We start from the raw sequence: 13,327 nt of genomic DNA, 5'->3' as shown, positions 1-13,327 counted from the left end.
TCAGGCTTCCAACTGGAGCAGCGCTGAGCGGGTGCTGAGCTGGTGAGTGCTCGCACTGCGGGTGAAGTCCTCGACGCGGTCGCGCAGCTCGCGCGGCAGCGTCGAGGCACGGTAGACCGGCTGGGCGAGGAACTGCTGGATCTGCCCCGTACGCACGAGGACACCGGTCACCCGCTGGTCTCCCGGGATGTCCCACAGCGGGGTCAGCGCGTCGGCAGCTCCCTCGACGTCGTTCGCCAGGAGCCGGGCCATGGCGAGATCGGCAGCAGCACCACCGAGGACATGCGCCGAACGGCTGGCCTGCGGCCTCTGGCCGATGAGGTCCAGGGCACGACGTGCGGACTGCTCCGCCTGCTCCCCGTCGTGGATGAGGAGGGCGGTGGAGCTGCTGGACATGGCCAGGCGCTCCGGGGTGAAACCGAACTCGCCCCCGACACCATCGTGGAGGTCGTCGCGGACCCCGCTCTCCGCCGCCATGGAGAGCTGGAGGGCCTGGCGGGCGGAGTCGGTGTCACCGAGGTATCCGTGCGCCCGCGCCTCGATGGCGAGAAGCCGGCGCCGGGCCACATCGCCCAGTCCGCCGTAGGTCTGCGCCCGGCGGGCCTTACTGACGGCCTCGCCCGGCATGCCGGTGAAGTAGGCGATGTACGCCAGGATGCCGTCCGCGTACGCCCGCAGCGGCTCGAACCGGGCGCTCTCGCCGTAGAGGTCAGCCGCGCGGGCCAGACGGCGGGCATTGTCGAAGGAACCGAGGTCGAAGGCCGCCGCGGCGAGCAGCGCCATCGTCTGGCCGGTCAGCTCGAGGAGGCGCTGCTGCTGCGTGGGAATCTGTGTGCGGTCGCGCTGGCCTTGCAGCTCCTCCTGGAGCGCGCGGCCGCGCCGGAACACCTCCATCGGAGGGAGCGAAGCGTAAGCGCGCGCGAGGGACGCCACGTCATCGGTGAGTTGGTCGAGGCTGGTGTCGGAGACGGACGCTGCGGCTGTTGCGCTGGCGTCGTCCTGAGCGTCGCGTGCGGTCATGTTGATCTCGTGCTCCAGGTTGAACGCGGGTGCCTGGGAATCCTCGGTGGGAGGAGGAGCGAACAAGGCTGCGACGTCACAGCCGAACATGGCCTGTAAAACGCGCCTGGTGTCCGCAGAAAGCGACTCGGGACGGGCCTTGCCCGCCTTCCAACGGAACACTGTCCGCTCACTGCAGGTCGGGTTGTTGCCGCCCTTCCCGACGACCTCGTCAGCGGTTCTGTCGAACAGCGTCACGAAGTCGGGAGCGCCCAAGTTGCGCCTGTCGCAGAGGACCTTGAGCAGCGTCTCGGGTTGTTCGGTCACATCGCCCCCAGATATCGCGCCTCGGCCAGTTGGCGGCCCACCTACGGATCGATCCCTTTGTACGAAGGGGATACCGCCGTCTCGGTCCAGTGCAACACATCTCGCACAGATGGCAGTTGGCTAGCAGTCAGGTGTCAGTCCGCCGCCCCGATGTCGCTGAGACGGCAGCCCCTCGACATGGCGGTGACACCGCGTGCGGGACCACGCTGATCAACACCCTCGCTGAGAGTGTCCAAACACACACGTGGACGTAATCGCCGCAGCGACAGACCAACACCCCTAGAGGACGTGATGACGACGACAGCCGTACGGACGCCTCTCGCGGGTCTACGCCGCGACCAGGACGTGCTGAAGCAGTGGGTCGACATCGGCCCCCGCCAAGCCGACGGCACGCCCGGACGGGCGGCCGCGCACTACGTGGGAGTTCTGCGCCGGATCGCCGTCGCCCGAATCCGGTACCACGGCCTTGGCGCGCTGACGGACGAGGTGATGCTCCTCGTCTCCGAGCTGGTGACCAATGCGGTGCTGCACAGCGGGACCCTGAAGGTCGGCCTGGAGATGGCTGTGAAGGACGGCTTCCTGGACATCGCTGTCATCGACGGCATGCCGGGCGTCGCGACGCTCAAGGAGGCCGACGAGGACGCGGAGTCGGGGCGGGGCCTCGCCTTGGTGGAGATGGTGGTCAAGGAGCGCGGCGGGGCCTGGGGAACGAGGGACGCCGGCGCGACGACTTGGTGCCGCCTCGCCGTACCAGAGGAGGCGGAGAAATGACGGCCGCCGCCCTCTCCCCCGGCTGGGCCCATCCCGTGCGGGCGGCCGTGCCGCCCTTCACCGAGGCCGGACTGAGAAGAGTTCTGGAGAAGGTGCAGCGCTGGGCCCCGTACGTCGATGGCTCCCTGCTCGAGGACGTCGCGGCCGTCCTGGACAACTACACGCCACCCGAGGACGAGATCGAGGAGCACGCGCAGCGGCTCCGCGGGCATCTGATGCGACTCGTCAACCTCGCCGTCACCTCCCAGACGGACCAGAAGGACCAGCGAATAGCCGGCCTCGTCGAGCGGGGCCGCCACATCCGATCCGAGGAATTACCCAGCGACCACCGCCGGGCCGTCGGACACGTCCGACAGATGGCGTGGACGCTCAACGAACTCCTCGAACTACTGGTGGAGAACCAGTGCCTTACGGAGGAGCCGTGACTTTCCCGCCCCTCAGACTCGCGTACGACCCCCGGGCCATAGACCCGCGGGACCGGCGCCTGTCCCTAGTGCCCTACATCACCCAGCGGGCCGGGGAAGACGCAGCGCCGGACAACCTCGTCATCGTCCGGCACTCGTCCGGCGCGCGGCTGTACTACCGAGACGAGGACCCCAGGGACCGCGACCCGCGAGGAGCCCTGTGGGCCCGGTGCGGATGGAACCCTGTCGACGCGCAAGGCCGGATCACCGGTGAACCGCAGTGGAAGCTGATGCACCCTCACCGGCAGATGGTGTGCATGCAGACGATGGTCTGCCAGATCTGCGCGCTCCCGGCCCGCACACCGCTCGGTTTCATCTTCCTCGCTGGCCCCAGGGACCATGACCCGTCCCAGGCAAGCATCCTCACGAACCAGCCTCCCGTGTGCCGCAAGCACGCCCGTGCAGCCGCGAAACTCTGCCCACACCTGGAGGACAACCCGATGGTGTTCCTGGCCAGGAGCGCGCCCCTGTACGGCGTGCACGGCACCCTGTACGGCCGCGACGGTGGAGGCGTGAAGGTCGTCGCCCAGCCGGACGCACCGTTGCCCTACGGCCACGCGAACATCGGGACATTTCTCGCCTCGCAGTTGGTTCGCCGCCTCCAGTCGTTCCGCACCGTCGGCCTCGACGAGCTGCTCGAGGACCTGGCGGCGCCCGCCGCGGCATAGACCCCTGCCTGGTGCCCACACGACCGGCTCTGTGGCCATCAGGCAGGCAGCAAGCTCCGCCCGTACGACAACGGCTCTCGGTGCGGGCGGAGGAACGGCGCTGGGGCCCACGTCCCCCAAAGGCCCCAGCGCCAGCCGGACGTTCAGAACGGCACTCCGAAGACACCTCAAGCCCCGAAGGGAAGGGACCTGTTGAACTCGACCGATGAGTTCCGCGTCGTTTCGTGGAACCTCGAGCACAACGGCATCAGCAACAGCGGTGATGATGCCAAATGGCACCTGGCCATGGATGTCCTCGTCGAACTCCAGCCGCACGTACTCCTCCGCCAGGAGATCACCCGCGGGGACATGTTCGGAGGGCGAGCCATATGGGCGGAGGCTGCTCGTCTCGGCGGCAACGGCCCGGCGCACACGGCGTTCCTCGCTACTGCCACCCCGGAGTCAGCGAATCCGACCGGTGTCTACACCGACCCGTCTCTGTGTACGCCCGTCCAATACTTCGAGCACGTCACCAGCATGTGGCATCCGATCTGCAACCCGGTCGTACGGCTCAAGGGCGCGCCGTCGACGCTGAGTCTGGCCTCATTCCACCTGTGTTCCTTCGACCCAGCCCAGCGGGCGAGCGAAGCGAAGCGTCTTGCCATGTTGGGGCAACCGAACATGGCGGCGATCATCGGCGGCGACTGCAACTCCTATCCACACCGATCCGACGACGAGACGGCCGCGTTACCCGATTGGGACAAGATCGCTGACCGGTCGCACTTTGAGGCCCGCACGATCGAGCGGGGCGGCGAACGCGTCTCCGACACCCGGCCGGACGAGATCCTCGCCGGCGAGCACGACGGGCGACCGCCGGTCTTCAAGGACCTGGGGCACCACGCCGCGACCGTGCTCGGCCAGCCGGATGCGCTCGCCCCCACGGCATCGCTGTGGCGCACGGACCAAGGCCCGATGCGGCGGATCGACCGCATCTATGCGACCCCGCAGGTAGCCGAGGCTCTGACCGGGCTGGAGGTCATCGTCACCGACGACGTTCGCGAGGTATCCGACCACGCCCCTGTTGTCGCCACCTTCAGCCTCGCCAAGCTGCGCCGCGCCCTGTCTGGGACCCCTGGTGAGAAGGCGGTCGCAGCATGAGCTCTCGAATCACTGTGCTCTCCTGGAACTTCGAGAACAACGGCGGGGGTGACGCCGCAAAGCGTGTTCAGGCGCACGAGAGGCTGGTGTCCCTGAGCCCCCACCTCGTGCTTCGTCAGGAGATGTGGCGTGCGGACACCGACGGCAACGCGATCCTGTACGAGCTGGAGAACGTTCTCGGTATGCGCGGCTGGCTCGGCCCGGAATCGTGCACCGCGATCTTCGCCGACCCGCGTTTCTTCCACCCGGTGCGTGAGTGGCCCAAGCCCGGCCCCATGTGGGTGCTGCCGCCCACAGCGCTGACCATGCGCTACCTGCCCGCTGGCACCGAAGCCACACCGCTCGGTGTGGCCTCCTACCACCTCAACTACGCATCAAGCACCAACCGTGCTGCCGAGGCGGAATGGCTGTCGACGTGGGCCGACAAGAAGTGGACCAACCCACAGGGGGAGACCATACGGATGCCGTGTCTTGTCGCCGGCGACAACAACAGCTATCCAGTCCCCGGCATCGAGGGCGATCCCGCGCTACCGGTGCTGAACGAGATCAAAGACCGGCCGCACCGCCTACACCGCTCGTTCATAGGCCCGGACGGTACCCGGGTAATGGATACCCGACCGGATGAGGCGCTGCGCACCGCCGGCCTGGAGGACGTGGCCCGCCACTGGTCTGCCAAGCACGGAGACACGGCCGCAGTCTCCCGAACGGTCAACGCCTGTGAGACGCACGGGCCGGACTCCCGCATCGACCGCCTTTACGCCACCCCCGAGTTGTTGGACGCGGTGACTGGTGTGGATGTGATCGAGGTCCCTGAGGAGGTTTCGGACCACCACATCGTTCGGGCCACGCTCGACGGCGTCCGTCTTTCGGACATCCTCAACCAGCAGCCGAACACGCTCGAGTCGCTGGTCGCCCCCTGAGACTGCCGCTCGGTGGGACGAATGCCCGACCTGGCCGCCCGGCGGGTAACAAGCTCCGCCCGTACGACAAACGGCATTCGGTACGGGCGGAGACGCGGGCGCTGGGGCTATACCCCCTGGGCCCCAGCGCCGGACCAATTCGCCGCAATCCGACAGTCGATCGCTGCCCCCGAGGCCCCACGGCCCCACGAGACCCACCCGCTGTCGGACCGCCTTCGGCGCCCGGGCGGCAGCACCAGCACCAGAGCGACACCCCACGGACCCCAAAAGAGAAGGAAGCTCCGCGTGTTCATCGACATCCCGAGCGAACTCGAAGCCTCTCTGATCGGACGTTCTCTCCCGCCCTGGGAACTGGACGGTTCGTTCCTGGCGCAGTCCACCATGGCGGATTACCGGACCGAGCTGACGGCCGCCCCGCGATTCGAGGAGGTCACCGCGACCCTGCGCCACGAACTGACCGGAGAGGGCGGCGGATACGCCGTGCTACGCCTGGGAAACCTCGCCAAGGCGCTGGGGACCGACGACGACCGGTTCCTGCGGCTGGCGACGGGCTTCGCGGCCGAGGTGGCGGTCCCCTTCTCGCCCTTCCCGCGGTGGCCCCTGTGGAAGGACATTGGGGTCAAGGTCGACAAGGACCCCGGCAAGTCCAGCGGCATCGGGTACAACGCGTTCCACATGGACCTGGTGAACGGGACCCTGCCCCCGGACTACACCACGCTCCTATGTGTTCGCCGCGACCCGCTCGGCGGCGGCCCCAGCATCCTTTCCGACGCCCACGCGGCGGTGGCGCGGCTGTCGAAGGACAGCCGCGCTCTGCTGGCCGAGTCGGCCTACCACTACGGGACCTTCTTCGACCTGTTCGGCGTGGGCGAGGAGTACAAGCCGTTTCCGATCCTGGACGGCTCCGACCCGGGCGAGGGGTTCGTCCGGTTCACCGCCAAGATGCTGGAGAGGTCCGAGCTCGGCCAGGCGCACGCCGACGCCGCCAGGGAGCTCGCCGAGGAGCTCGTCCGGGGTCAGGTCTCCTTCATGCTTCAGCCCGGGGACTACCTCATCGTGAACCAGCGCCGCTTCCTGCACGGTCGGGAGGCGCTCCACAGCGGCCAGGAAAACGTCCCGGTCTCCGACCGGCGGCTGCTCCTCCAGTTGTTCCTGCGCGCGAGGGCCGGCGATGGCTCGGCCGCGTAGCCGGCCGACGGCACCGGTGCCCCACCGAGTCCCGCCCCCGGGTCCAGCCCCGCAGCACGCGGCACGGCCACGGGGCTGGGGCCGGTCGGGCGCCCCCAGAAACCGTCGCGCGCCCGGTTCCCCGGGCCCGTGCACGGACCTAGATGCGCGAGTTGCTCAGCGACTGCCACACAGCGCCGGCCAGCGCCCGCGTCGCCCGCGGGACCGACAGGCGCTCGTGCCGGCGGTACAGGGCCCAGTTGTATTGCACGAGCGACAGCTTGTTGGAGGACAGCGATCCCGCCTGGTGGGCCCTGTAAATCGCAAGTGGCTCAGCCAGGCCACGGGCGTCAGCGCCGTCCCGCATGATCGACAGCCACAGGGCGTAGTCCTGGCGTTTGCGCATCTCCGGCATCAGCCTCGTGCCCAGGACATTGCGGTCGTACATGGCGGTGAGTGCACCGATGTGGTCTCGGACCAACATCGCGCGGTAGTCCACGTGCTCCCGCGCACGGACCACCCGCCCGTTCGGGACCCAGTCGGTGCTCTCGCCGTCGTAGTCGGCGTCCATCTTGAAGTACGAGGTGAACGTCAGCGGCGCACCACCTTCCGCGGCGAAGGCGAGCTGCTTCTCGGTCTTCTCCGGGAGCCACATGTCGTCGCTGTCGAGAAAGGCGATGTAGTCCCCGCGGGCCCGCTCGATCGCGAGGTTGCGGGCCCGGCCCGCACCGCCCCGTTCGGGTGCCGACTGAGGCAGGACGCGCTCGTCCTGCTTGGCGAACTCGCGGAGCAGGTCCATGGAGGCATCGGAGGACTGGTCGTCGGTGACCAGCAGCTCCAGGTCGCTGTGGGTCTGCGTGAGTACCGATCGGACGGCCGCGCCGAGGGTGGCTGCCGAGTTGTACACGGGCATCACGACCGACACCAGGGGCACAGCACTTCTCCTTGCCAGACCAGGAACGACGGTCCATTCAAGCACCGGAATCGAGTAGGAGCTGCCATGCAGATAGTTGTCGCTGGTCAGGGCTATGTAGGGCTTCCCCTGGCCGTACGCGCGGCCGAGGTGGGACACCGTGTCGTCGGCTACGACGTGGACACGGACCGTGTCCAGCAGCTCGCCGCCGGCCAGTCCTACGTGCGGGACGTGGACTCCTCGCGGCTGCGCGCAGTGCTGGACTCCGGGGCCTACTCCGCGACCGCCAACGGTGCCGCGCTGGCCGGCTTCGACATCGCGGTGATCACCGTGCCCACCCCGCTGCGGGACGGCGTGCCCGACCTGACCTACATCGAGTCCTGCGCCCGGACACTAGGGGAGCACCTCTGCCCCGGCGCGACGGTGGTCCTGGAGTCCACGAGCTATCCCGGCACCACCGAGGAGCTGCTGCTGCCGATCCTGGAAGAGACCTCGGGCCTCAAGGGCGGGGCGGACTTCCTGGCCGGCTTCAGCCCCGAGCGGATCGGAAACAAGCGGTGGTCGTTCGACGGGACGCCGAAGCTGGTGTCCGGAATCGACGCCAAATCGCTCGACGTGATCAAGGGTTTCTACGACGGCATCTTCGAGACCACGGTGCCGGTGTCAGGGCCGAAGGTCGCCGAGCTGGCCAAGCTGCTGGAGAACACCTTCCGGTTCGTCAACATCTCCATGATCAACGAGATGGCGATGCTGGCCGATGCCCTCGGCGTGAACATCTGGGAGGCGATCGACGCCGCCGCGACCAAGCCGTTCGGATTCACGAAGTTCACCCCGGGGCCGGGGGTCGGCGGGCACTGCCTGCCCGTCGACCCGATGTTCCTCTCGTGGAAGGCCCAGCAGGAGCTTGGCATCCCGTTCCGGTTCGCGGAACTCGCCGCCGACGTGAACTTGCACATGCCCGACTACGTCGTCCGGCGCCTCGTGGAAGCACTCAACAAGCGAGGCATGCCGGTCAACGGATCTCGGATTCTGCTGCTCGGCCTGACCTACAAGTTCAACGCCACCGACCTTCGCAATTCCCCTTCGGCACGTGTCGCCGAACTTCTCATCGGCCTCGGCGCCGATGTCCGCGGCGCCGAACCCAACATCCCGGACAACGACGACGCCGGGCTGAACGTGCCCCGGGTCGATGCCACCCCGGAAGAGGTGGCCGCCGCTGATGCGGTGGTTCTTCTCATGGATCATCCGCGATTCGACCTCGCGATGATCGAGGAGCACGCGCCGTACGTGCTCGACTGCCGAAACCGCCTGTCCGGAGCGAACGTCGAGACCCTGTAGCTCCCGAACTCCCCTGGCCTGCTGCTGACTTCAACCCCCGGAGTTCCCTTGCGTGAAGAATGGGAGCACGTGCACACGGACTACGCCCGGCCCGCGCAGCGCCCCGCTCCTGCCTCGTTGGCCGAGAGCGAGGGCGACTGGCGCCGCTACCTGGAAGATGACACCCCGAACGGTTGGCTGATCCAGCACAGCGCGATGGCGGAAGCACTCGCCAGCGGCCGACCCATGTACCTGCTGCACACCACCAAGGACATCGCTGCGATCCGCACCAGCGGTGAGCTGCACGTCTCCACCGGGTGCCTGGTCGGGGCCCTGTACTGCTCCCCTCTGGTACGTCAGCGTGAAGGAATGCGTCCGCACAATCTCGGCGCCTACCTGATGCAGACGAAGCCCGACACCACGCCCATGATCTTCGAGGTCATCCCGGACGCTCCGATCCCAACCAAGGGTGTGGATTATCTGCATCTCGGTGCCATCCACCTGCGTACCTACCTGCGCTACCGGAGCTTTCTCACCCGGGCCGAGAACGGCCAGCTCGACCATGTTGTGCTGGCCGGACTGGGCGCCGCGGCCGGATTCCTCGACCTGGCCCTGCGCAACGCAGTCGGCCGCGCCACGGCGGCCCCCGAATTCATCGACCAGTTGGCCGCTGCCGTGCCCGCCGTACCGTTTCTCGGCTACCTGTACTTCGAGGTGCTGTCCGAGTACCTGATGCTCAACTCCACGACTCCGGAGACCAAGGGCTACTCCCAGGTCGGAGAGCTGAACAACTGGCTGTACAAGCGACTCGCGTTTGCCGCCGTGGACGGCATGCACCGGTTGTTCGACCTGGCCCGCTTCCATCCGCGCCACCAGCAGCTCGTCCAGCTCATCGCCGGCGTGGAACCGGCACTCGCTCCGGGAGTCGCCGAGTACGTGCGGCGGCGGCTGTCCCATCTGTTCGCCCGGATCGCGCTGCACCCGTCCCAGGACGCGGCCACGGTGACCTTCCGGGGCATTGATCTCAGCGCGCTCCGGTACGTCGCGCCGGGACTGATCGGGCAGATGATCTTTCGCGAGATCCGGTACATGCCGCGCTATCGGCAGCTCTACCACTGCTTCGAGAAGGCCAAGGCACTGGAGGCTTGGGACTACTGGAACCACGAGGGCATCGCCACGCCCTTCAACGGCATCCTCCCCAAGGGCGAGATCGGGATACATCCCGTCTACCCCCGGTCGGCCGTCAGGGCGTGGACGGCAAAGCAGGACAGCAGAGGCTTCCTGCACCCAGCCCAGGAGATCACCGCGGTTCTCACGCCCCACCTGGCGTCGTGGTGGGCGCCCCCTCGCAACCGCGGACGGGTGATCACCACCGATCCGCAGGTCACAGTGGACCGTAGTGCCCCGCCCTCGGTTCCCGCCCACCGATCATCCATCGAGGGGATCTCCGCGTGACCACGAAACCCTTGACGATCCTCACCGGCATCAACCGCACGTCCGAGCCTTCGTCCGGCAGCATGATCCTCGTCAGCGACCTCTACCGCGCCATGCCCGACACCCATACGACCTTCCTCGGCCGGACACCGGTCCATCAGGTGTGGAAGACCGCGTTCGATCACCTGATCCCCCTCTCCACGACGAAACGACCCCAGGGCCCCGGCTTCGACACCTACGTGGACGAGCTGACGCAAGAGGTAGGGACGCTCATCGAGCAGATCCGACCGGACGCCATCCACGCCCAGAACGTTGGGTTCGCCCTCAGCCTCGCGTTCAGTCGCACCGCCGGAACCATCCCGATCATCTCCATCGCTCACGGCCCCGAAGTGATGGCGGCCGAGCGCAACACGGCGGAACGCGAGGCCGTGCTCGAAGTCGCCGGCGCCAGCGCCGCGATCGTCACCCCGACCTCCGTCCTCGCCGACCGCATCGACCGCCTCACCGGGCGCCGGTTCACCGACCGCATCGCCATCATCCCGTGGGGCATCCGTCTGGCCGATGCCCATGTACGCGATCAGCCTTCCGCAGGGACCGGACCCCTGTCTCTGGTACAAGCCGGTCGCCTGGACGACAACAAATCCACGATCACCGCCATCGAATCCCTCGCATTCACCGATCAGCCGCACCACTTGACCGTGATCGGCAACGGACCCCTACGGGAGCATCTGGAGCAGCGGGCTATCGACCTCGGCCTGCGGGATCGGGTCCATTTTCATCCGTTCCTGCCCCGCGCCGAACTGTGGCGCCGTCTGCCGAACTTCGACGCCTGGGTCTTCACAACCACGGGTCTGGAGGCTTTCGGGCTCGTCCTCATTGAGGCTCAAGCCCACGGACTCCCGGTTGTCTACTCCGATCTTCCCGGAGTGAGGGAAATCCTCGGAGGCGCTGGCATCGCCTCCACTCCGGGCGACCCGCTCTCGCTGGCTGCGGCCCTAGACGAGATGGGCCGGGACTCCCACCAGCGCCGGGCCCTGAACAAAGCGGCTCTCAATAACGCGCGCCGATACGACATCACTACCACCGGCCGCCAGCTTAGCGAACTGACGCTCCGCGTTACCTCCCCACGGGGCAGTCATCGGTGGGGCCCGTGCACCAAGGGCCCCACCGATGTTGGGGTGTAACAGAACGCGGTCGTTGACGTTCCGGCTGTGAAGGGGGTTGCGCTTTACGTCAACCCCGCGTTGATCCGGAGGAACGGTGACGACCGCTATAGCTGCCCTTTCGTCCACGACCGGCAGGTCGCACCTGCAGGAGTCTCTGTTCTCGTGGCTCGCCCCGGAGAGCACTCCGTCCCTGCCCGAGACCAAGGCCCTGGTGGAGTCCGACCCCGAAGGCCCGTCCGAGCCCCCCGCCGAGGAGGAGAAGGCCGACCTCTCCCACGTCTGGGTTGTGGCCGCGGAGATCGAGGTCATCCCGAAGATTGCGAAGGTGGCCGACTACCGCGGCAGCTTCAAGGCGACCGAGGGCCAGCGCATCGATGCGCTCGAGGTCTACTGCAAGGGATGCCGACGCCCGTACGACGAGGTCACCGGCCAGGACTGCTCAGCGAAGATCGACAACCGGCACTTGATCGGCGGCGACCAGAGCACCCGGGCCAAGCGGAAGATCCCCGTCCCGCCCCGGAACGCCCGGGTCGTGCCCGGCGGCCGTATCCAGCGCCGCGGCATCGAGGCCTACGTGGGAGGGGTGTCGCGGCCCCCGCGCTGACCACGCGACACTAACGCCGCCCGCTGTCCACTGTGCGCGGCGTGACTACTCAGCGAACCTCCTGGGCGCTCGTGCGTGAAGCCGCCGGCCTGTTCCTCACCGCGTTCGGCCTGCTCGGCGTCCTCGTGGCGTTGGGCGCACTCCACTGGGCCGCCGGACTCTCCGCCGCGATGGCCGGTCTCCTCGCCACGGGCCTGTTCATGCGCCCGAAGCCGACTGCAGCGCCCTGGGCGCACCTTGCCCGTGCCGCCGTCTGCATCCTCGGCTACGGCGGTCTCACCGGCTGCGCGTTCGCCCTCTGCACCCCCCTGGGCTGGATCGGCGTCGCCCTGGCGGTCGTGCTCCTCGGCCTGTGGCTCACCACCCGTGAGCACGAGGACGAGGGGGCCGCCTGATGCCCCGCCAGTTCCTCCCCACGCTCCGGGGACTCCTCGTTCCGCGCTCCGCTGCTCCCCCACCCGCACCGACCGCTGAGACCAAGGACCTGCTCGCGGGCAACGCCTACGTGTCGATGACGTACGCCGGCGTCACGAACGTGTGGGGCACGCCCGGCCGCGCGGACGGCTGGGACATGGAACGCGTCATCGTCGAGGGCTACGAGCGCTCCATCTGGACCTTCAAGTCCATCGAGGCAATCAGCAAGCACGCCAGCACCCTCCCGATCCAGATCGGCCGGGGCGGAGACGAACGGCGCTTCGAGGAGACGCTCGACGACCACCCGCTGCTGAAGCTGCTCAACAAGAAGGCCAATCCGCTGGAGACCGGCGATGTCTTCAAGAAGCGGCTGAGCGCGCAGCTCCTTCTGTCGAAGAAGGGCGTCTTCATCGAGAAGACCTACAGCCGCGGCGGCACCCTCGTACGCCTCGACCTGCTACCGCCGGACCGCGTCCAGATCATCCCGGACGACCGTAACGCCGACTACGTGAAGCACTTTGAGTTCACGGACTACAGCGGCCACGTCCGGGAGCTGCTGCCCAAGCACGTCATCTGGATTCGCGACCCCCACCCCCTCGACCCTTTCTGCGGCGTCACCCCGCTCGAAGCGGCGGGCCTGTCCATAGACCTGGACGTCAAGGCCCGCACCTACAACATCAGCTTTATTGACAATGACGGCAGACCGGGTGGAATCGTCGGTATCGACCTGGACGGAGTCGACCAGCGCGAAGTCGACCGCATCCAGAAGCGATTGGCGCCCGGCGCGCACAACGCCGGCCAGCTCACCCTCGTCGGTACCGGGCCTGGAGGCGTCACCTACGTCGACACCTCCGCCCGCCCTCGCGAGATGGCCTACGAGACGCTGTCCGGCACCTCCAAGGGGGAGATCCTGGCCGCGTTCGGCGTACCCGAAAGCATCGTCGGTAACGCCTCCGACACGGCAGCTGTAGTTCGTGATCGGTAACGGATCCGGGCTGGTCAGCGGTTCCACGAGGCTGCTTGCGG

At 67.7% G+C, this 13,327-nt stretch carries 14 protein-coding genes; 12 read left to right on the top strand and 2 right to left on the bottom strand.

The window, feature by feature from the left end; all coding sequences use genetic code 11:
• The gene (locus ACKTSN_RS39800) at positions 1–1,326 is read right to left on the bottom strand and encodes a DNA-binding protein (protein WP_409473503.1); all 1,326 of its coding nucleotides are present in this window, start codon (positions 1,324–1,326) and stop codon (positions 1–3) included.
• 291 nt (positions 1,327–1,617) lie between these two features.
• On the opposite strand from ACKTSN_RS39800, the gene ACKTSN_RS39795 reads away from it, so the two are divergent.
• The 6 genes from ACKTSN_RS39795 to ACKTSN_RS39770 all read left to right on the top strand — a co-directional run bounded on the left by ACKTSN_RS39795 (position 1,618) and on the right by ACKTSN_RS39770 (position 6,474).
• The gene (locus ACKTSN_RS39795; RefSeq protein WP_409473502.1) at positions 1,618–2,097 is read left to right on the top strand and encodes an ATP-binding protein; all 480 of its coding nucleotides are present in this window, start codon (positions 1,618–1,620) and stop codon (positions 2,095–2,097) included.
• The gene (locus tag ACKTSN_RS39790) at positions 2,094–2,522 is read left to right on the top strand and encodes a DUF6415 family natural product biosynthesis protein (RefSeq protein WP_409473501.1); all 429 of its coding nucleotides are present in this window, start codon (positions 2,094–2,096) and stop codon (positions 2,520–2,522) included. Before ACKTSN_RS39795 ends, ACKTSN_RS39790 begins: the two co-directional genes overlap by 4 nt.
• On the top strand, positions 2,519–3,229 hold the full coding sequence (locus tag ACKTSN_RS39785) for a hypothetical protein (protein WP_409473500.1): 711 nt from the start codon (positions 2,519–2,521) through the stop codon (positions 3,227–3,229). The genes ACKTSN_RS39790 and ACKTSN_RS39785 overlap by 4 nt, the downstream gene beginning before the upstream one ends.
• 192 nt (positions 3,230–3,421) lie before the next feature.
• Positions 3,422–4,366, top strand: coding sequence for an endonuclease/exonuclease/phosphatase family protein (locus ACKTSN_RS39780; protein ID WP_409473499.1), 945 nt, complete (start codon positions 3,422–3,424; stop codon positions 4,364–4,366).
• Complete coding sequence (locus ACKTSN_RS39775) at positions 4,363–5,286, top strand: endonuclease/exonuclease/phosphatase family protein (protein WP_409473498.1); 924 nt, start codon at positions 4,363–4,365, stop codon at positions 5,284–5,286. The genes ACKTSN_RS39780 and ACKTSN_RS39775 overlap by 4 nt, the downstream gene beginning before the upstream one ends.
• A gap of 285 nt (positions 5,287–5,571) precedes the next feature.
• Entirely contained in the window at positions 5,572–6,474 is a 903-nt protein-coding gene (locus tag ACKTSN_RS39770) for a TauD/TfdA family dioxygenase (protein ID WP_409473497.1), read from the top strand.
• Positions 6,475–6,613: 139 nt separating this feature from the next.
• Here the strand turns inward: ACKTSN_RS39770 and ACKTSN_RS39765 are convergent, their stop codons facing one another.
• Positions 6,614–7,387 (bottom strand): glycosyltransferase family 2 protein, encoded by a 774-nt coding sequence (locus tag ACKTSN_RS39765; RefSeq protein WP_319645958.1) that lies wholly within the window; start codon positions 7,385–7,387, stop codon positions 6,614–6,616.
• A 66-nt stretch (positions 7,388–7,453) separates the two neighbouring features.
• On the opposite strand from ACKTSN_RS39765, the gene ACKTSN_RS39760 reads away from it, so the two are divergent.
• The 6 genes from ACKTSN_RS39760 to ACKTSN_RS39735 all read left to right on the top strand — a co-directional run bounded on the left by ACKTSN_RS39760 (position 7,454) and on the right by ACKTSN_RS39735 (position 13,286).
• A complete protein-coding gene (locus ACKTSN_RS39760) occupies positions 7,454–8,704 on the top strand; it encodes a nucleotide sugar dehydrogenase (protein WP_409473496.1) in 1,251 nt (416 codons plus the stop codon).
• 48 nt (positions 8,705–8,752) lie between these two features.
• The gene (locus tag ACKTSN_RS39755) at positions 8,753–10,138 is read left to right on the top strand and encodes a hypothetical protein (protein ID WP_409473495.1); all 1,386 of its coding nucleotides are present in this window, start codon (positions 8,753–8,755) and stop codon (positions 10,136–10,138) included.
• Entirely contained in the window at positions 10,135–11,301 is a 1,167-nt protein-coding gene (locus ACKTSN_RS39750) for a glycosyltransferase family 4 protein (protein WP_409473494.1), read from the top strand. The genes ACKTSN_RS39755 and ACKTSN_RS39750 overlap by 4 nt, the downstream gene beginning before the upstream one ends.
• 76 nt (positions 11,302–11,377) lie before the next feature.
• A complete protein-coding gene (locus ACKTSN_RS39745; protein WP_409473493.1) occupies positions 11,378–11,887 on the top strand; it encodes a hypothetical protein in 510 nt (169 codons plus the stop codon).
• Positions 11,888–11,928: 41 nt separating this feature from the next.
• Positions 11,929–12,282, top strand: coding sequence for a hypothetical protein (locus ACKTSN_RS39740; RefSeq protein WP_409473492.1), 354 nt, complete (start codon positions 11,929–11,931; stop codon positions 12,280–12,282).
• On the top strand, positions 12,282–13,286 hold the full coding sequence (locus ACKTSN_RS39735) for a phage portal protein (RefSeq protein WP_409473491.1): 1,005 nt from the start codon (positions 12,282–12,284) through the stop codon (positions 13,284–13,286). The genes ACKTSN_RS39740 and ACKTSN_RS39735 overlap by 1 nt, the downstream gene beginning before the upstream one ends.
• Positions 13,287–13,327 lie beyond the last annotated feature (41 nt).

Origin of the sequence: Streptomyces flavusporus (genome assembly GCF_046267975.1) — a bacterium.
GTDB lineage: Bacteria > Actinomycetota > Actinomycetes > Streptomycetales > Streptomycetaceae > Streptomyces > Streptomyces flavusporus.
This window is presented reverse-complemented; position numbering and strand designations above follow the sequence as displayed.

Coding starts and splice junctions, on each gene's coding strand:
- ACKTSN_RS39795 (WP_409473502.1), top strand. CDS start 1,618: ATGACGACGACAGCCGTACGGACGCCTCTCGCGGGTCTACGCCGCGAC.
- ACKTSN_RS39790 (WP_409473501.1), top strand. CDS start 2,094: ATGACGGCCGCCGCCCTCTCCCCCGGCTGGGCCCATCCCGTGCGGGCG.
- ACKTSN_RS39775 (WP_409473498.1), top strand. CDS start 4,363: ATGAGCTCTCGAATCACTGTGCTCTCCTGGAACTTCGAGAACAACGGC.
- ACKTSN_RS39760 (WP_409473496.1), top strand. CDS start 7,454: ATGCAGATAGTTGTCGCTGGTCAGGGCTATGTAGGGCTTCCCCTGGCC.
- ACKTSN_RS39735 (WP_409473491.1), top strand. CDS start 12,282: ATGCCCCGCCAGTTCCTCCCCACGCTCCGGGGACTCCTCGTTCCGCGC.